The organism is Flavobacterium anhuiense (genome assembly GCF_001705175.1).
GTDB classification, from domain to species: Bacteria; Bacteroidota; Bacteroidia; order Flavobacteriales; family Flavobacteriaceae; genus Flavobacterium; species Flavobacterium anhuiense.
In genome coordinates, this window is sequence record NZ_CP016907.1 from 2618554 (window position 1) to 2636427 (window position 17874).

Annotated in this window: 15 protein-coding genes and 1 tRNA gene; 3 read left to right on the top strand and 13 right to left on the bottom strand. The window is 35.0% G+C overall.

Features of this window, described 5'->3' with window-relative positions; translation table 11 throughout:
• Positions 1 to 38: 38 nt before the first annotated feature.
• The 4 genes from BB050_RS11415 to BB050_RS11430 form a co-directional block, all read right to left on the bottom strand.
• The gene (locus BB050_RS11415; RefSeq protein ID WP_052017591.1) at positions 39 to 599 is read right to left on the bottom strand and encodes a DUF5683 domain-containing protein; all 561 of its coding nucleotides are present in this window, start codon (positions 597 to 599) and stop codon (positions 39 to 41) included.
• A complete protein-coding gene (locus BB050_RS11420; RefSeq protein WP_008464568.1) occupies positions 599 to 1501 on the bottom strand; it encodes a ParB/RepB/Spo0J family partition protein in 903 nt (300 codons plus the stop codon). Before BB050_RS11420 ends, BB050_RS11415 begins: the two co-directional genes overlap by 1 nt.
• Positions 1502 to 1506: 5 nt before the next feature.
• The gene (locus BB050_RS11425; RefSeq protein ID WP_008464569.1) at positions 1507 to 2274 is read right to left on the bottom strand and encodes a ParA family protein; all 768 of its coding nucleotides are present in this window, start codon (positions 2272 to 2274) and stop codon (positions 1507 to 1509) included.
• 220 nt (positions 2275 to 2494) lie between these two features.
• Entirely contained in the window at positions 2495 to 2899 is a 405-nt protein-coding gene (locus tag BB050_RS11430; RefSeq protein ID WP_066033654.1) for a septal ring lytic transglycosylase RlpA family protein, read from the bottom strand.
• Positions 2900 to 3127: 228 nt separating this feature from the next.
• Between BB050_RS11430 and BB050_RS11435 the strand changes: the two genes are divergently transcribed.
• Positions 3128 to 5299: a pectate lyase family protein gene (locus BB050_RS11435; protein WP_066035144.1), complete on the top strand. Its 2172-nt coding sequence runs from the start codon at positions 3128 to 3130 to the stop codon at positions 5297 to 5299.
• Between the two features lie 368 nt (positions 5300 to 5667).
• Here BB050_RS11435 and BB050_RS11445 read toward each other — a convergent pair.
• Positions 5668 to 5742, bottom strand: a tRNA-Pro gene (locus BB050_RS11445).
• Between the two features lie 177 nt (positions 5743 to 5919).
• Here BB050_RS11445 and trxB point away from each other — a divergent pair.
• The gene (gene trxB / locus BB050_RS11450) at positions 5920 to 6867 is read left to right on the top strand and encodes a thioredoxin-disulfide reductase (RefSeq protein ID WP_008464669.1); all 948 of its coding nucleotides are present in this window, start codon (positions 5920 to 5922) and stop codon (positions 6865 to 6867) included.
• 131 nt (positions 6868 to 6998) lie between these two features.
• Here trxB and BB050_RS11455 read toward each other — a convergent pair whose 3' ends face one another.
• The 5 genes from BB050_RS11455 to BB050_RS11475 form a co-directional block, all read right to left on the bottom strand.
• Positions 6999 to 7859, bottom strand: coding sequence for a GIN domain-containing protein (locus tag BB050_RS11455; RefSeq protein ID WP_066033656.1), 861 nt, complete (start codon positions 7857 to 7859; stop codon positions 6999 to 7001).
• Positions 7860 to 7942: 83 nt separating this feature from the next.
• Complete coding sequence (locus tag BB050_RS11460) at positions 7943 to 8677, bottom strand: head GIN domain-containing protein (RefSeq protein WP_066033657.1); 735 nt, start codon at positions 8675 to 8677, stop codon at positions 7943 to 7945.
• Positions 8678 to 8680: 3 nt separating this feature from the next.
• Complete coding sequence (locus BB050_RS11465) at positions 8681 to 10429, bottom strand: PspC domain-containing protein (RefSeq protein WP_066033658.1); 1749 nt, start codon at positions 10427 to 10429, stop codon at positions 8681 to 8683.
• 3 nt (positions 10430 to 10432) lie between these two features.
• Positions 10433 to 10765 (bottom strand): PadR family transcriptional regulator, encoded by a 333-nt coding sequence (locus BB050_RS11470; RefSeq protein ID WP_008464689.1) that lies wholly within the window; start codon positions 10763 to 10765, stop codon positions 10433 to 10435.
• 148 nt (positions 10766 to 10913) lie between these two features.
• Complete coding sequence (locus tag BB050_RS11475; protein WP_119792881.1) at positions 10914 to 11393, bottom strand: DUF4870 domain-containing protein; 480 nt, start codon at positions 11391 to 11393, stop codon at positions 10914 to 10916.
• A gap of 229 nt (positions 11394 to 11622) precedes the next feature.
• Between BB050_RS11475 and BB050_RS11480 the strand changes: the two genes are divergently transcribed.
• Positions 11623 to 12075 carry a DUF4442 domain-containing protein gene (locus tag BB050_RS11480; RefSeq protein WP_008464693.1) on the top strand — a complete coding sequence of 151 codons (453 nt, stop codon included), beginning with the start codon at positions 11623 to 11625 and terminating at the stop codon, positions 12073 to 12075.
• 104 nt (positions 12076 to 12179) lie between these two features.
• Here the strand turns inward: BB050_RS11480 and BB050_RS21865 are convergent, their stop codons facing one another.
• From BB050_RS21865 to BB050_RS11490, 3 genes are all read right to left on the bottom strand, one after another.
• Positions 12180 to 12341 carry a hypothetical protein gene (locus BB050_RS21865; RefSeq protein WP_164085586.1) on the bottom strand — a complete coding sequence of 54 codons (162 nt, stop codon included), beginning with the start codon at positions 12339 to 12341 and terminating at the stop codon, positions 12180 to 12182.
• A gap of 173 nt (positions 12342 to 12514) precedes the next feature.
• On the bottom strand, positions 12515 to 14758 hold the full coding sequence (locus BB050_RS11485; RefSeq protein WP_066033659.1) for a multicopper oxidase family protein: 2244 nt from the start codon (positions 14756 to 14758) through the stop codon (positions 12515 to 12517).
• Between the two features lie 186 nt (positions 14759 to 14944).
• On the bottom strand, positions 14945 to 17491 hold the full coding sequence (locus tag BB050_RS11490) for a heavy metal translocating P-type ATPase (protein WP_066033660.1): 2547 nt from the start codon (positions 17489 to 17491) through the stop codon (positions 14945 to 14947).
• Positions 17492 to 17874 lie beyond the last annotated feature (383 nt).

Below are 17874 nucleotides of genomic sequence, written 5' to 3' on the forward strand. Positions count from 1 at the left end.
ATGATTTGTTTTTGATTTTTTAAATAGAATATGATCTATTAAAACTTATAATTAAAGGTTAGTCCGACATTTGGTTTAAATGTTACATCGTCGGGATAAATTTCTGGACGCATTGAAAGTCTTTCGTTTACGTTAAATTGTATCAACGCGGCATCAACATTGGCATCGATAATGTTTAAGACATAGAATCCGACAACAAACAATGCAGAGAGATCTCTGTTTCTTTGGTAGAATTTTTGTCCATCAACAAGACGGCTGTCATCCAAAAATTGATATTTATCATCGTTGTAGCCTTCTAATCTTCGTTTGTAGGCGTCACGATAATCGTGGTATTTTTTATTGTTGTCTATATAAAAATATAAACTGGTTCCGATTGCTCCGTAGACCAATGGAATTTTCCAATATTTTTTGTTGTATGCTTGGCCTAAACCTGGTAAAATAGCAGAATAAAAAGCTGCTTTTGCTGGTGTAAGCGGGTCTATTTCTTGCAATGCAGTAGTGTCTTTTACGACCAAAACCGTGTCTTTTTTTACCTGGGCAAAAAGAGAAACGGTTCCTGTTAGAAAGAACAATAGACCAATGGGGACAATTTTATTCACTATCCGTTTATTAATTTTATAATTCTGTTAAAGTCAGCTTCAGAATTAAATGGAATTGTAATTTTTCCTTTTCCGTTACCAGCGACTTTTATATCAACTTTTGAGCCAAAATAATCGTTGAAAGTGTTTTTTTGCGTTTCTCTAACTATAAAAGCGGCATCAGCTTTAGGCTTTCCATCAGCTTTAGGCTGTTGGCCTTCATGGTAATTTTTAACTAAAGCTTCTGTCTCACGAACAGATAAATTTTGACTAACGATTTTTTGATAAATATCAGTCTGAACGTCTAAATCTTCAATGTTGATAATTGCTCTACCATGCCCCATGCTGATAAAACCATCACGAATACCGGTTTGGATAATCGGATCTAATTTTAAAAGACGTAAATAGTTGGCAATTGTCGAACGTTTTTTACCCACTCTTTCACTCATTTGTTCTTGAGTTAATTGAATTTCGTCAATCAAACGCTGGTATGATAAAGCAATCTCGATTGGGTCTAAGTCATGTCGTTGGATATTTTCAACCAAAGCCATAACCAATGATTCGTTGTCATTTGCAATACGAATATAGGCAGGAACATGAGTAAGTCCTACTAATTTAGACGCACGAAGACGACGCTCTCCAGAGATTAACTGGTATTTATTAAAATCTAATTTACGAACAGTAATAGGTTGAATTACGCCAAGTTCTTTAATAGAAGTGGCTAATTCGCGTAACGATTCTTCATTAAAATTGCTTCTAGGCTGAAACGGATTTATTTCAATTGCACTTATTTCAAGTTCAATGATATTTCCAACAACTTTATCAGCATTTTTGTCTTCTACTGATTTAATGTCGTTTTCCGGATCTTTTAATAAGGCAGATAATCCTCTTCCTAAGGCTTGTTTTTTAATTACTTTTGTCATAAAAACTATTTACTGTTTTTCTTTATAATTTCTTGTGCTAAATGAATATAGTTTACGGCACCTTTGCTTGTAGCATCATAGTTGATGATGCTTTCTCCAAAGCTCGGAGCCTCACTTAATTTTACATTTCGCTGAATTACAGTATCAAAAACCATATCATTAAAGTGTTTTTGAACTTCTTCTACAACCTGATTAGATAAACGTAATCTTGAATCGTACATGGTTAGCAATAGACCTTCAATGTCCAAATCTGGGTTGTGTATTTTTTGAATACTCTTAATAGTGTTCAATAATTTTCCTAATCCTTCAAGTGCAAAATATTCACATTGAATAGGAATAACTACAGAATCTGCTGCTGTTAAAGCATTCAAGGTTAACAAGCCTAGAGAAGGCGCGCAGTCGATAATGATATAATCATATTCTTCTTTTGCTTCTTCCAATGCTTTTTTAAGCATATACTCTCGGTTTTCTTTGTCAACCAATTCAATTTCGATAGCAACAAGGTCAATGTGAGCAGGGATCACGTCAACGTTTGGAGCTGTACATTTTAAAACGGCTTCTTTTGGTGTTACAGTATGCTCAAGTATTTGGTAAGTTCCAGTTTCAACTGTTTCTACGTCAATTCCAAGACCAGATGTAGCATTAGCCTGTGGATCAGCGTCGATCAACAATACTTTTTTCTCTAAAACACCTAATGAGGCAGCAAGATTTACTGATGTAGTAGTCTTTCCAACGCCTCCTTTTTGATTAGCAATAGCAATGATTTTGCCCATTTATTTTCTGAATTTTGAACCGTAAAAATACAATTATTTATGGTTTCTGAAAATCTATTTTGTTAACATTTGCGAAAGTGTGATTAATCGGGGTTTTATGGGAGTTTGATAGAAAATAATTTTAGTTATGAATAAAATTATTAATAAGTTTTTTGAATAATTTAGGCGATATTCTTGCTGCAAAATGATGGGGATCTAAATTTTAATTAGGTTCAAGGAACTATTTTAAAATTTCGATAGTGACAAAAACCAAACCGCTTTTTTTGTTAGTAGCAATATCCATAAAAGCTCTTTTGCTAAGATCAATTTCTCGTCCTTTTACAAAAGGCCCGCGATCTGTAATTTCTACAATAACAAATTTATTGTTTACTTCATTCGTTACTTTTAACATGGTGCCAAAAGGAAACTTTTTGTGTGCGGCAGTAAAATCATTGTTGTTGAATCTTCTGCCACTTGCTGTTTTTCGTCCGTTAAATTTATCGTGATAATAAGAGGCGTGGGCATTCTGTTTGTATAAGACGCTTTCTCTAACTGAAGCGCATGAATCGATAGGAGTGATGTTTTTTTGTTGTGCGATTGCGACGGCAGAAAAGAATAAGGTAATAAATAGTATAATCTCTCTCATATTATTTTCTCTTTCTATTTTATTGACAAAAAAAGACTATTAGAGAAAAACAGATATGTTCGATAAGCTTTATTTGTGTTAGAAAAAGACAAATTTTTAAGTTTTGTAGTGTTTTTGATAAGAAAATTGAGATCAGAAACGGACGTAAAGGTTCGAGATTATTGCTATTTTGGGCTTTCTTAAAACTATAATTATTACAATCTATCAAACCACAAAATGAATATTCTTATGAGTAAAAAAGTAATCTCATTATTGACAGTATTTACGTTTATGATGCTTTTATGCAGTTTCGTTTCGCCCAATTCGACTAATGAAAAAATAAAAGGAAATAAAAATATAGAGCGTAAAATTGTTTACAACAAAAAGAAACATAGTATCACATTATCATGGTCGGCTTTTGGTTCTTCTGGAAATTATACCATTACAAGAGGAGGCAGTCGTCTGGCATCTGATTTTATGTCGGTAGGATCAACTTCTAAATTGTCATTTATCGATAATAAGCCTAATACTAGCAAATATGAGAACTATTATAAAGTACGCCGAAATGATATCACGATTATCATTTCGCTCGAAAATCAGATTTTTGGAGACAATATGTATTTCTACGACAGAAAACATGAAAAAGCTGAGACGGCGCGAAATGAAATTAATTCGCAATTTAGCAGTATCGGTTTAGGCGGTGCAAATGGCGAATGGACAACAAAACGTCAAGCCTATTATTTTAAGCCAAATGTGAATGGGCAGACTTATGATGTTGGCGGATCAGGTTCTGCGTCATCTGCTGAGGCTAATTCTATAGAGTTAGGATTTTATTCTCATATTGGAGGTCTGGGTAAAGTGCCATCAGATGTAAAATTAGGTGCAATTTTTACAAGGCCACATCTTTCGGGTGGAGCAAATGCGACTTGTACATTTTGGCGTTCTGTAGAAAATGTGGAAGTAATGCGTGATTTTTCGTGGACTGTTTCTCAGTCAACAAGCGCACGAAGATTATTAATTGAAAGCACTTCAAAATATATTTCAGATATTGGAAATACTAACTTTTGGGGCAGTGGCGGCTTCATTGCCGATGCACATTATACAACTTCGAGACCAAATTGGGGCGGACAACAGCAATGGTATACTAGAAATACAGTTTTTCCATCGGGTTCTGGAGTTATGGGTGGTTCATACAATATGGTTTGGCAGGGTTGTGTAAATTCTCCGCAAGCAAATGAAGCTAATTCTCCAATTACGACAACTCCCATTATTCGCGAAAAACCTTTTCTTTTTATTGGAGACGATGGCGAATATAAAGTTTTTGTTCCTGCATGGCAAAAAGATCGGGTGGGAGTTTCTTGGTCGGCAACAGATATGGGAAAAGGCGAAATTCAAGATTTGATTGCGAGCTGGTACGTGGCGAAAGAAGGAGATACTGATGTAGAGATTAATGCAGCATTGAAAGCTGGCAAAAACATATTTTTTACTCCTGGACATTATGCTTTGAACGCTCCCATTCAGGTAAATAGAAAAGACGCTATACTTTTGGGGGCTGGTATTGCTTCTGTAACGTTAGAGCCAACAGAAAAAAATATTTGGGGATGTATTTATGCTGATGATAAAGACGGAATTATCATTGCTGGCCTTTTAATGGATTCATTTAATAGTACGACGTATCAAGTTAGAATTGGCAATGAAGGAGCGAATGCAGATCATAGCACGGATCCTATTTTGCTCAGCGATATTACGTGTCGAGTAGGCGGAGTTCAATCAAAAAATATTCAGATTCAGGCTTCTATGCAGATAAATAGTAATAATGTTGTTGGAGACCATTTCTGGTTATGGCGTGCCGATCATGGATCGCAGAAAGGTGGCGACGCGCGTTGGAAAAGAGACAGATGTAAAAACGGACTTATTGTGGCAGGAAATGATGTTACGCTTTATGCATTATTTGTTGAGCATTATCAGGAATATGAAGTGTTATGGCTGGGAGAACGCGGCAGAACATTTTTCTTTCAGAACGAACCTCCTTATGATGCACCAAATCAAGCGAGTTGGAGCAGTCAAGGAGGAAGGGTTGATGGTTATGCAGCTTTTAAAGTAGCAAATTCGGTAAAAGAACATCACACAATCGGGATGGGTTCGTATGCTGTTTTTACAGGAACGGATGGAAATGTAAATAAGAAAAATGGTTTTGAAATTCCGAACAGTCCCAATGTAAAATTGGAGAAAATGTGCATTACTCGTTTTGCAGGTTCGGGAAATATTCAAAACGTTATAAATGGTACAGGCGGAAGTACAGCAACTGGTGTAAAACGTGTAGCATCTTATAATAATGGCGAAGGCACACAACCTTTTGATGAGGAATTTACGTTGCCTAATAAAGAATCATATCCTTCTTATATAAGTATGGAGAAATAAAAAAGAAAGATTTTTTTGCCACGAATTCACGAATTATTTTTTCAAATCTTTGCAATTATTTATTCGAATTAATTCGGATAATAATTAGATAAAGTATTTAAAAGAAAATTCGTGAATTCGTGGCTATTTATTTCGTTTCGGCTTTGTTTGAGGATATAGCCAATGGTTTTAGCCATTGGAACACAATGTATGAAAAATAAAAAAACCGAACATTTCTGTTCGACTTGTCGGGGTGGCAGTCCCGAAAGCTTTCGGGGGAAACTGTGGCTTTTCCGATCAGAATCGGACGCGATAACCGCTTGCCAATATTTTTATTTTGAGTTTATTGCAAAAAAAAAAGTCTTTCCAAATAAATGAAAAGACTTTTGTCGGGGTGGCAGGATTCGAACCTGCGGCCTCCTGCTCCCAAAGCAGGCGCGATAACCGGGCTACGCTACACCCCGAAGATGTAATTTTTGTTGTAGTGCCCGAAAGCGGATGCAAATATATAAATAAATTTCGTTTACAAAAGGAAAAAATGAAAATAAATAAAACTTATTTGGACATAGCTATTTCAGATTTATTTTCGGCCATATTTTTTATAATAAAGTTTACATTTGCAACTCAAAAAAACTATTACTATGTCAAATACAATCGAAAAAATTAAATGCCTTATTATAGGTTCTGGTCCTGCAGGTTATACTGCGGCAATTTATGCTGCCAGAGCTAATATGAATCCGGTACTATATCAAGGAATGCAACCTGGCGGTCAATTGACTACAACTAATGAGGTTGAAAACTTTCCAGGTTATGTGGATGGAGTTACAGGACCAGAAATGATGATTCAGCTACAAGAACAAGCAAAACGCTTTGGTGCAGATATTCGTGACGGTTGGGCTACAAAAGTTGATTTTTCTGGAGATATTCATAAAGTTTGGATTAACGACACAATCGAATTGCACTGTGAAACTGTAATTATTTCTACAGGTGCTTCGGCTAAATATTTAGGATTGCCATCAGAACAACACTATTTGAATATGGGTGGAGGAGTTTCTGCTTGTGCTGTTTGCGACGGATTCTTCTACAGAAACCAAGATGTTGTTATTGTTGGAGCAGGAGATTCTGCTTGTGAAGAAGCACATTACTTATCTAAACTTTGTAAAAAAGTAACCATGTTAGTACGAAGCGATAAATTCAGAGCTTCTAAAATTATGGAAGAGCGTGTTCGTAAAACTGAAAACATCGAGATTTTAATGAATCACGATACTGTTGAAGTTTTAGGAGATAACAATGTAGTTCATGCCATTAAAGCTTTAAACAAAACAACTGGAGAAACCATCGAAATTCCTGCAACTGGTTTCTTCGTAGCAATTGGTCACAAACCAAATACAGATATTTTTAAAGATTACATTACTCTTGACGAAACAGGATATATAGTAAATACACCAGGAACTTCTAAAACAAATGTTGAAGGTGTTTTTGTAGCGGGAGATGCTGCAGATCATGTATACCGTCAGGCAATTACTGCCGCAGGTACAGGATGTATGGCTGCATTGGATGCTGAAAGATATTTGGCTTCAAAAGAATAAGTTAAAAGGTTTTAAGTTTCAGGTTTCAAGTTGTTGGAACTTTGAAATCTTTCTATAAAAAATCCCAGTCTTAAAATTTTTAGACTGGGATTTTTCTTTTTCGTTATATTTATTTTTAAAATTTAAAGAGCTTACAATGTCGTTGCTTTTGGCTTTGTTGCACCTGGTTTTTTTATCAGCTTAGCTTCTTCGCTAAAGCGTGTAAGGTCTATTTTTGGATCGCCATATAATGAAATTTCAGACTTGTCTCCAGCTGCAATTGCGACAGTGTTTTCTGCTAAAATGGTAGCAACGGCAGAACCTTCAGCTGTAACATTTGCATCTTTCAAAGTAAATTTTGTTCCTGTAAAAACTGAATTGTTGTCTAATCGAATAGTAGCTTTTTCTGCAATACCTTCAATTGCAGCGGTTGCTTTTTGATACAAATCGCATTTGAATTTTATGGCAGAAACCAATGTTTTAACTCCAGCATATTTGCTCAATTGTAAACTTCCGTCTTCAGCTTTTAAGTTTAATTCTGTTCTGGATTTATCATCAGCAATTAAAGTGAATTTTTTTGAGTTTACATTCAAATACAATTTGGAAAAATCAAGACAATTCATTGTGATGTCATCCAATTGCAGTTCTTGAATAGCATAAACTATTGCCTCATTTTTTGTGATTACTTTATTCAATGATTTAGTATAAGTAACCTTGACAGATAGTTTCTTGAAAATAGTAGATTCTTTATTGGTGTATAAGCGAAGTGTTTTTTCTCTTAAATCCATTCCTACAATATCGTGCAGGTTGTCATCGGCTTCAATTTTAATTTCGTTTTTTTCTCCTTGTTCTAGATAAACTTCTATATTATCATCGACTTCAAGGGCATCAAAACTTCCAACTTCTTTTATTGAGGTCGTTACAATTTTAGAACCTTTAATTTTTTCTCTTTTTTGAGCGAAAGTCAGAGTTGTAACAAGTAATAATAGGAGTAGGGCGGTACTTTTTTTCATTAATTCTAGATTTGATTTTGACAAATATAAAAAAATCATCCACTTTTGGTGAATGATTTCGTTTATATTTAACAGTTGTTTTTTTAGCTTTTGTTTACGTTTCCTCCAGAGCTTGCAGATTTTTCAACTGTTTTTGGATTACCGCTGTAGTTAATATTTCCTCCGCTAGAAGCATCTGCTTTTAGACTTAAGATTGGACGTACAGAAACGGTTCCTCCGCTAGAAGCATCTGCATGAACATCATTGGCCATTAATTTTTCGGCATCAATACTTCCACCACTAGAAACTGAAGTGGTAAGGCTTAATGCTTTACCTTCGATATCTACAGAGCTTCCGCTTCCTGCATCCACTGCGATTCTGTCCGATTCGATTTTAACATCCATTGATGCTGCGCTCGAAGCTTCTAAAGTAATATCTTCACCTTGAACAAGTCCATCAGTTTCAACCGTTGAAGCACTTGAAGCTTCTATTTTATGAACAACTGGCATTTTTACGGTTACTTTTTTTGATGTAATGTTGCGGAAAGAATTGTACTTGCACTCAATAATAAGTGTTCCGTTTTCTACTTTCGTAACAATTTCTTTTTGAAGATTGTCATCAGCCTCAACCGTAATTTCTGTAGCATCTGACTGTACAATAACCACATCGATGGCATTGCTTACAGAGATATTTTTAAACTCTCCTTGAACAGTTCTTTTTTCTGTGGTAACATTCCCGCTTCCTTCAATTGCATTCATGTTAAAATTACATGAAGCAAACAATAAAGCAGTAACAGTTGCAATTATAAATTTCGTAATATGAATGATTATTTTTATCATGGTTTAGTTAATTTTGATTATCACTCCGTTTTTATCAGTAGTTAGTTTTCCTTTAGTTTTTTTTCCGTTTAAAACTTCTTTTCCATTAATTTTAACTGAAACTTCTTTTATAGTGTCGTTAGTGGTATTTGTATCAGAATCATTTTGATCGTTTTCATAATCACTTTCGTAATTGTTGTCATTGTCCTCATCAGCAGGGCAGTTTAAACATTTTACTTTAGTTCCGATAACTTTGTAATTGTAATCTCCGTTATAATTTAATTCAAAGAAATTGTCGTCAGAATTATAATAATCTCTTACAGAAGAATCAGGTTTGATTAATTGCCCTTCTGGTACATACAGATAAATATCAACTTCTTGTCCTCTGAATTTGTTTTTTACATCTGTCAGAAAATAGTTATCCAAAAGTAATTGATTTCCGTTAACTTGAAACTTATAATTAATTTTTTCTGCTCTTTTTTTAGCGTTTGTAAAAGAGTTTCCTCTCGCGCTTTTTTCGATCTGAATAAATGGAGTCGATTCGTCTGTGTGTAATACGTGTAAACGCACATCATTAGAATAAATCAATTCGTTGTTTGCAGAATCTTGTACAAATTCAAACTCTCTATAGTGGTTCAAACTTTTTGTATAATAATCATTGTACTTAAACTTGATATATAAAGTATCAGTTGGTTTAATTGCCAGAACTTTTTTCTCTACTACTTTATTATCGTACGAAATTTCAGTTGCCTGTTTGATTCCGATACTAGTAAGAATTGCGATAGAAATAATCCAAAGAGCTAAAAGCGTATATTTTGTAATGTTTCCTATTGATTTTAAGTTTGGAGATAACAATTTAAATCCTAAAAGAGTTAAGAAGAAAAACGGAATTCCAACAGCAAAGAACATTAACAATCCGAATGACCAAAGAGGGTATTCTGTAAAGTTTCCAGCTTCGATAAAATTCTGCCAAGGGAAATCGATAAAAATATTAGTCCCTAATGTAAATACGCCAATCAATAACATGATTAAGGTAGAAATCCCTGATATAATTAGAATTACTCCTAAGAATTTAGCAAAGATCTTAAAAATGGTCATGATAAAGTCTCCAAATGAACTACTTATTCTCTCAGCTCCCGACTTTACTTGGTTTCCCATTTTGTCATAATCTGCATTTTTGAATTTCTCAGAAAGTGAATCAATTTCTTCTCGAACTTTTTTTTCGATGTTCGAAATTGTTACAGGTTCTCCAGTCATTTCCAATTTTTCTGAAGTTGTAACTGCTTCTGGAGTTACAATCCAAAGAACGAAGTAAGCTAAAATCCCTGTTCCAAAACCTGCGAAAACGAAGATTAAGAATATGATTTTAATCCAAACAGCGTCAATTCCAAAGTAATGTCCTAAACCTGTAGCCACACCTCCGATCATACCTTTTTCTTTATCGCGATATAATTTTTTGTGTTTTCTAGGTCCATAATTATTATAAGACTGATTTGGATTTTCTTCGTCTTCAATTCGATAATCTTCTGGTTGTCCCATTACCGCAATCACTTCATCAACATCTTTCAGTCCAACAACATGTTTTTCGCTTTTTTGTTTTTCTGTCAATAATTCAGAAACACGCATTTCGATGTCTTTAATGATTTCATCCTGACCAGATGAGTTGTTAAGTGATCGTTTTATAGCGTCAAAGTAGCGTGTCAATTTTAAGTATGCATCTTCATCGATGTGAAAAAACATCCCGCCTAAGTTAATATTTACTGTTTTGTTCATGACTTATTGATTTTGATTGGTGATTAGATTTACGGCGTCGGATAATTCTGTCCAAGTGCCGCTAAGTTCGTTTAAAAATGTTTGTCCTATCTCGGTTAATCCATAATATTTTCGCGGTGGTCCAGAGGTCGATTCTTCCCAGCGATAATTTAGTAAACCGTCATTTTTCAATCTAGTTAACAACGGGTAAACGGTTCCTTCTACAACTAGTAATTTTGCGTTTTTTAAAGTGTCTAATATTTCAGATGTATATGCGTCTTTTTCTTTTAGAACTGATAAGATGCAAAACTCAAGAACACCTTTGCGCATCTGTGCTTTTGTGTTTTCAATGTTCATAATTTCATTTTGTTTTTTTTTGATTGAACAATTCGTTTTTTGATTGATGATGATTTGATTGATGATTGATTTCGAAACTTATATGATTTGATTGATGTTTCGACTATAACTTTTAATTTTTAATGTCACACTGAGCGAAGTCGAAGTGTTACTTTATAAAAGGAATCGTAATCGGATATTTGTATAATTCTCCGTTTGAAGCTTTTATAGAAGCATAGATTACTAAAAAGAATTCAACAAACTTTAATAACCCGAAAAGTATAACAGCTGTTATGCCTACACTTAAAATTCCAATGTTTGCCTGAATGTTAAAGTTTCTGATTACAAAATCATCGTCATTAAAAACGGCTTCTAATGGAAGATTCTGCAAGAAAACAGTAACGAAAATCGGTATCGCAATAAGCGCTAAGATCAAAGAATAAAGCAAAATGCTTAATTGAAAGTTTAACGCCTGTTTTCCGTGATGATCTGCAAATTCAGATTTGTCTTTATAGTTTGTCCAAATGATTAGCGGAAAAATATAGTTCCCAAACGGAATGATATATTGGCTTAAAGTACTCAAATGAGTAAATGCTGCTGTATTCTTTTCTGATGTTTTTTCCATGATGAGTGGTGTTGTTGTTTCCATGATTAAAAGTATATAGTAATTTCTTATGCAAATATATGTCTAAAAAACAGTATCTTGTTTTGCATAGTACTAATTATTAACAAAAATTTAACAAATTTTAAATTTGTAAGAAACCTATAATTTACTGGAAATCATTCGGAATGCCTTGCTTTATTGGTCTTTTTCGAAAGTTTGTTTAATTTATTGTGCATGCATAGTTTTTTTGTATTTTTACTAAAAAAAATATCACATGGCAGTTTCAGTTTCTAAACTCAATAAATTTGTATTGTTCAAATTACCATCAGCATACTTTTGCGGGGTACGTGTAAAAGCTATAGATAAAGACAGTTGTATTGTTTCTGTTAAACACAGATGGATCAATCAGAATCCGTTTAACTCCATGTATTTTGCAGTTCAGGCTATGGCAGCAGAGTTGACAACCGGGGCTTTGGTAATTTCTCAAATTCAAGAAAGCGGTCGAAAAATTTCGATGTTGGTTGCCAACAACAAAGGGAATTTTACTAAAAAAGCGACTGGTAGAATCACTTTCGTTTGTAATGATGGGCATTTAATCGCCGAAGCGATTCAAAAAACTATTGAAACAGGAGAAGGGCAAACGTTCTGGATGAAGTCTATCGGAACCAATGAAGAAGGCGTTCAAGTTTCAGAAATGGATTTCGAATGGAGCGTTCGTTTGAAATAGTATTTAGAGAGCTTTGTCAAAGTTCAAAACTTGACAAAGTTTCGTAGCAGTATATAAAAAGACCTCGTTTTTAGCGAGGTCTTTTCTTTGAAATCCAGTTTCAATTATTTTTTAACGCAACAAGATTTTTTATCTTTTTTATCAGTTGATGTTTTTTTACAGCAAGATTCTTTTTTCTCTTTATCTTTTGTTACCGGTTTTGTTTCCTGAGCCATTATACCGATCGAAAATAAAGCAGCTGTTGCTATCGTGATTACTTTTGTCATTTTCACTAAATGTTTTTTGTGTTAGAGATTATAATTGGTGAATCAAATATAAACGGATTTTGTATTCGTAAGAATAGTTTGATTGTTAATGTTTTGATAAAAAGTGGATTCCGTGTTTAGGAGAAATCTAGTAATGAGTAATGAACGTAAATAATTTTTATAATTCAAATAGATCAATAATTCAAATTCACTCCAAAACCAATTCCCATATCGCTATCATAATGAGTCGTGATTCCGAAGTTTCTGCCAACAATGTATTTCAATCCTGCCATGTATTCTTTATCAGTATTCCACATCAAGTTCATACGAAGGCGTTGTGAAAGCGGAATGTCCTTTCGCTCAAACTGAACTCTAACATTCCCATCGGTATAAACCTCAATTTGTGCTTTTATGAGCATTGGTAAAGTATACTCAAGACCCGCACTAAAAACCGAACGATTGTCTTTGGTGTTTTTCTGTCCAAAAAGATTTTGTTCTTGCTCGTCCATTCCCATTTTTCGGTATCTCCAATCAAAACCAATAAAAGGCATTAACCATTGATTTTTTCCGATGTAACGACCAATGTGAGTTTCAGTCTCATAACCATGTTTGTCATTATAGCCCAATCTCCATTCGGTTCCGATGCTCCAGCGCGTGTTGCTGAACATCGCTTCACCATCATTTCCGTTGGTTGCAAAATCGTTTTCTGCCATAAAATGAAACATACGGTCATCCATTTTCAACATTTTAAAAGCCATTTCTGGATGATGAATCAACGGATTTGGTGCTGAATTTTCATAACTAAAAATACGTCCCATTCCAGCCATCATGTGGTATAAAATATGACAATGGAAAAACCAGTCGCCATCAGCATTTGCCTGAAATTCGATCGTGTCGGTTTCCATTGGCATAATATCAATCACATTTTTCAGCGGAGAATAATCACCGTGTTCATTCAAGATTCTAAAATCATGTCCGTGTAAATGCATCGGGTGGCGCATCATCGAACCATTGTATAAAACGATACGAACGTTTTCTCCTTTTTTAATTAGAATTTTATCGGTTTCAGAAACCACTTTATTATCTAAACTCCAAACGTAACGATTCATATTTCCGGAAAGCGTAAAACGCAATTCTTTTACAGGAGCATCTTTCGGAAGATTGGTTTTAAATGGCGATTTCAGCATGCCATAATTCAAAGTCACAATTTCTGAAGTTTCAGTGCTGTCGCTCTGCATTTTCATGTTTTCCATATTATGATTCGAATGATCCATTGCAGGTTTTGCATTTTCATCTTCGCCTGAAATTTCTGGATACATCACGGCATTCATGTCCATTTTATTCAAAGACATATTCATGCCCATATCGTTCATTTCACCGTTCATTTTCATCATATCGTTCATCATTTTCATGCCTTCAAAATATTTTAATTTCGAAAGATGATGAACGGGCTGTTTTTCTCCATTTCCTAAAAACAAAGTTGCAGATCCAGTTCTATCTTCGGCTGTAGCCAAAAAGGCAAAAGATTTATTGTTTTCGGGAATTGTAACTACAACATCATAAGTTTCAGAAACCGCAGTAATCAAACGATCGACTTCTACAGGTTCAACGTCATTTCCGTCGCTCGCTACAACGGTGATTTTTCCTCCGCCATACGTCAGCCAGAAATAACTGGAAGCACCGCCGTTGGCAATTCGTAACCTAACTTTAGAGCCTGGTTTAAGGTCTGAAAATTGCTGTTCGTTTTTACCATTAATTAGAAATTTTTCATAATACACATCGCTCACATCCATCGCGTTCATTCGTTTCCATTCGTTGGTCACTTTGGTTGAAAAATGCCCTTGTTTGATGGCTTCGGCATAACTTTGCGTAGTTCCTTTTTTGACAGCAAACCAATCATTGGCATTATGGAGCATTCGCTGAATATTCTCTGGCTTAAGATCTGACCATTCGCTTAAAATAACCGGAATTGTTGGCAAATCGTCAATTCCTTTTCGAATAGTCGAATCGTCTTTTTTCTTATTGATGATAAAAAGCCCGTACAAACCAATTTGTTCCTGCAATCCCGAATGGCTGTGATACCAATAGGTTCCGTTTTGAATAATTGGAAAAGTATATTTATGTGTAGTTCCAGGTTCGATTGGCATTTGCGTAAGATACGGAACTCCGTCTTCTTTATTGGGAAGAAACAATCCGTGCCAGTGCATCGAAGTGCTTTCCTTTTTTAATTCGTTATGCACATAAATTTCTGCAATATCGCCTTCGGTGAAAGTCAAAGTCGGCATCGGAATTTGTCCGTTCACCGCAATCGCTCGTTTTTCTTTCCCCGAAAAATTGACAATCGTATCACGAACATGCAAATCGTAACGCACTACTTTTTGTGCTTTTAGCTGAAAAGCAATTAAAAAAAAGATCAGTATATATTTAATTTTAATCATGGATTATAATTTTAAATCAATTGTACATAATTGAATTTTAACACATAGAAACATAGATTTTTTTGTCTAAAAAAAGAGAATAAAAGAAACTAGTTTCCACACATAGCTATGTGTATTGATGCAAGTGAAACGCCTTTACGCACAAGGCAAAGCTATGTTTCTATGTGTTGAAATATTTCGCCCAACTTATAATTTTAAATTTCTCAATCGCAAAGCATTTACGATTACAGATACCGAACTCAAACTCATAGCAACCGCGGCCAACATTGGCGAAAGCAAAATTCCGAACACTGGATATAAAATTCCAGCCGCAATTGGCACTCCCAAAGTGTTATAGATAAAAGCGAAGAATAAATTCTGTTTGATATTTGACATTACCGCATGGCTGAGGTTTTTAGCTTTTACAATTCCGTTTAAGTCGCCTTTTACTAAAGTTATTTTAGCGCTTTCAATGGCAACATCAGTTCCTGTTCCCATTGCAATTCCAATATTAGATTGAGCCAAAGCAGGCGCATCGTTGATTCCGTCACCCGCCATTGCTACAATTTTTCCTTGTGCCTGAAGACGTTCGATTTCTTTTAATTTATCTTGCGGAAGACAATCGGCTTTGAAAGAACTCAAATGCAAATGTTCTGCAACTGCTTTTGCAGTATTATGATTGTCTCCTGTCATCATAATAACCTCAACGCCCTGAGAAATTAACTCTTTAATAGCTTTTGCGCTATTTTCTTTAATAGCATCGGTGATGGCTACGAAACCTAAAACGCTTTTTTCAATAGCGATGTACGAAATGGTTTTTCCTAAATTCTGTTCAGAAATTACTTTTTGTTCTAAATCATTAGAAACAGAAGCACCAATTTCATCCATTAGTTTTTTGTTTCCTAAAGCGACACTTATGTTTTCTATAGTTCCTAAAACTCCTTTTCCTGCAATAGTTTCAAAACCGTGAACTTCTTTTAATGAACTATTTTTTGCTTTCGCGAAATTTACGACGGCCTGCGCCAATGGATGTTCGCTATGCTGATTTAAAGATGCGATATTTTGAAGCAGAAAATCTTCGTCATTGTTTATAGCATAGATTTTTTCAACGGATGGTTTTCCTTCAGTGATTGTTCCGGTTTTATCAGTTATCAAAACATCAATTTTATTCATGTTTTCCAACGCTTCGGCATTTTTAATCAAGATTCCGTTTTGTGCTCCTTTTCCAACTCCAACCATAACCGACATTGGAGTCGCCAATCCAAGTGCACAAGGACAGGCAATAATTAAAACGGCAATCGCATTAATTAATCCGTAAACATAAGCGGGTTCTGGACCAAATTTTGCCCAGACAAAAAAGGTTATAATTGAGATGATAACTACGGTCGGAACAAAATATTTAGAAACGCGATCGACTAATTTCTGAATTGGAGCGCGAGATCTGCTGGCATCATTTACCATTTGGATAATTTGCGAAAGCATCGTTTCAGAACCTACTTTTTCGGCAATCATCACAAATGATTTTGCTCCGTTTATAGTTCCAGAAATTACTGCATTGCCTGTTTTTTTGTCTACTGGAATTGGTTCTCCCGTAATCATCGATTCGTCTATATTACTTTCGCCAGTTGTTATTTTTCCATCAACAGGAATTTTTTCTCCGGGTTTTACACGAAGTAAATCGCCTTTTTTGATGTTGTGGATGGAGATTACTTTATCTAATCCGTTTTCAACCAAAGTCGCTTCTGTTGGGGCTAATTTTAGTAATTCTTTTATAGCTCCGTTGGTTTGCCCGTGCGCTTTGGCTTCCAACAATTGACCTAATAAAACCAAAGTGATAATTACCGTTGCCGCTTCAAAATACAAATGAATGGTTCCGTGATGCGATTTAAATTCGGATGGGAAAATATCTGGAAAAAACATTCCCACGATACTAAATAAGAAAGCAACACTGGTTCCAATTCCTATTAATGTAAACATGTTTAAATTCCAAGTCACTATTGATTTGTATGCGCGAACGAAAAACATCCATCCGGCATAAAACAAAACGGGAATCGAAAACAAAAGCTGAACCCAATTCCATTTTTCAATCGACATGATATTGTACAATGGATTATTCGGAATCATTTCTGACATGGAAATGATGAAAATGGGAAGCGTAAACAAAATCGCAATTTTCATTTTTTTCAATAAATCAGTATAAGTTTTGTTTTCTTCGCTTTCAGAAGCTTGCATCGGAACCAAATCCATTCCGCAAATTGGACAATCGCCTGGTTCGTTTGAAACAACTTCTGGATGCATCGGACAAGTAAATTGTGTTGCAGTTATGGCAACTTGCGGTACTAAGTCCATTCCGCAAACTGGGCAATCTCCGGGTTTGTTGTATGTTTTATCTCCTTCACAATGCATTGGGCAGTAGTAGACGCCATTTGCACTATGCTGGTGCACTTTTTTAGTTTCTGTTTTATGATGATCGTGATTGTGACCGTGATGTTCTTTTTTATGGCTAGAACAGCAAGATTTAACAGCTACTTCTCCATGGTTTTTAGGAGAATCCATTTCAATAGTATAATTTCCAGCAGCTGCTAAAACTTTCTGAAATTTTTCTGTCGGGACGTGTTTGTCCATTGTAATAGTTGCTATTGGCGGATTCAAACTAACTTCTGCATGAACACCTTGTACTTCGTTCAAAGTTTTTTCTACTTTTTTGCGACATCCGTCACACGACATTCCTGAAATTATATATTGATGAGTCATTGTATTGGTTTTTAAGTATTACAATGCAAATTTCCGAAGTATCTGCGAGTTCGGTTTGTAGAATTTTGGGAATGATTTGTAAGATTTACTAAATGTTGTTTTTTAACGCAGAGGGCGCATAGAATTTACGCAATCCCGATAGCTATCGGGAGCTAAGTTTTTATTTAGTTCAGATTTTTATAAGTTCGCAAGCTTGTGTGAATAATTCTGCGAGCTGTATTTAAACATAGCCCAAGGTTTCAACCTTGGGAAACGTGTTGTGATAAATTCAATGTGTGTTAATTATTAGATGCCAATCGTTGCGTTCCAATGGTTGAAACCATTGGTTATGTTTTACTTTTGCAATAAAATTCTCTCGCAGATTCCGCAGATTGAGCAGATAT

What these genes read in the sequence shown, in the direction of transcription:
- BB050_RS11480 (WP_008464693.1), top strand. Translation starts at nt 11,623, where the DNA reads ATGGCAGTTTCAGTTTCTAAACTCAATAAATTTGTATTGTTCAAATTA.
- trxB (WP_008464669.1), top strand. Translation starts at nt 5,920, where the DNA reads ATGTCAAATACAATCGAAAAAATTAAATGCCTTATTATAGGTTCTGGT.
- BB050_RS11475 (WP_119792881.1), bottom strand. Translation starts at nt 11,393, where the DNA reads ATGGAAACAACAACACCACTCATCATGGAAAAAACATCAGAAAAGAAT.
- BB050_RS11465 (WP_066033658.1), bottom strand. Translation starts at nt 10,429, where the DNA reads ATGAACAAAACAGTAAATATTAACTTAGGCGGGATGTTTTTTCACATC.
- BB050_RS11430 (WP_066033654.1), bottom strand. Translation starts at nt 2,899, where the DNA reads ATGAGAGAGATTATACTATTTATTACCTTATTCTTTTCTGCCGTCGCA.
- BB050_RS11460 (WP_066033657.1), bottom strand. Translation starts at nt 8,677, where the DNA reads ATGATAAAAATAATCATTCATATTACGAAATTTATAATTGCAACTGTT.
- BB050_RS11485 (WP_066033659.1), bottom strand. Translation starts at nt 14,758, where the DNA reads ATGATTAAAATTAAATATATACTGATCTTTTTTTTAATTGCTTTTCAG.
- BB050_RS11455 (WP_066033656.1), bottom strand. Translation starts at nt 7,859, where the DNA reads ATGAAAAAAAGTACCGCCCTACTCCTATTATTACTTGTTACAACTCTG.
- BB050_RS11470 (WP_008464689.1), bottom strand. Translation starts at nt 10,765, where the DNA reads ATGAACATTGAAAACACAAAAGCACAGATGCGCAAAGGTGTTCTTGAG.
- BB050_RS11435 (WP_066035144.1), top strand. Translation starts at nt 3,128, where the DNA reads ATGAGTAAAAAAGTAATCTCATTATTGACAGTATTTACGTTTATGATG.
- BB050_RS11420 (WP_008464568.1), bottom strand. Translation starts at nt 1,501, where the DNA reads ATGACAAAAGTAATTAAAAAACAAGCCTTAGGAAGAGGATTATCTGCC.
- BB050_RS11425 (WP_008464569.1), bottom strand. Translation starts at nt 2,274, where the DNA reads ATGGGCAAAATCATTGCTATTGCTAATCAAAAAGGAGGCGTTGGAAAG.
- BB050_RS11490 (WP_066033660.1), bottom strand. Translation starts at nt 17,491, where the DNA reads ATGACTCATCAATATATAATTTCAGGAATGTCGTGTGACGGATGTCGC.
- BB050_RS21865 (WP_164085586.1), bottom strand. Translation starts at nt 12,341, where the DNA reads ATGACAAAAGTAATCACGATAGCAACAGCTGCTTTATTTTCGATCGGT.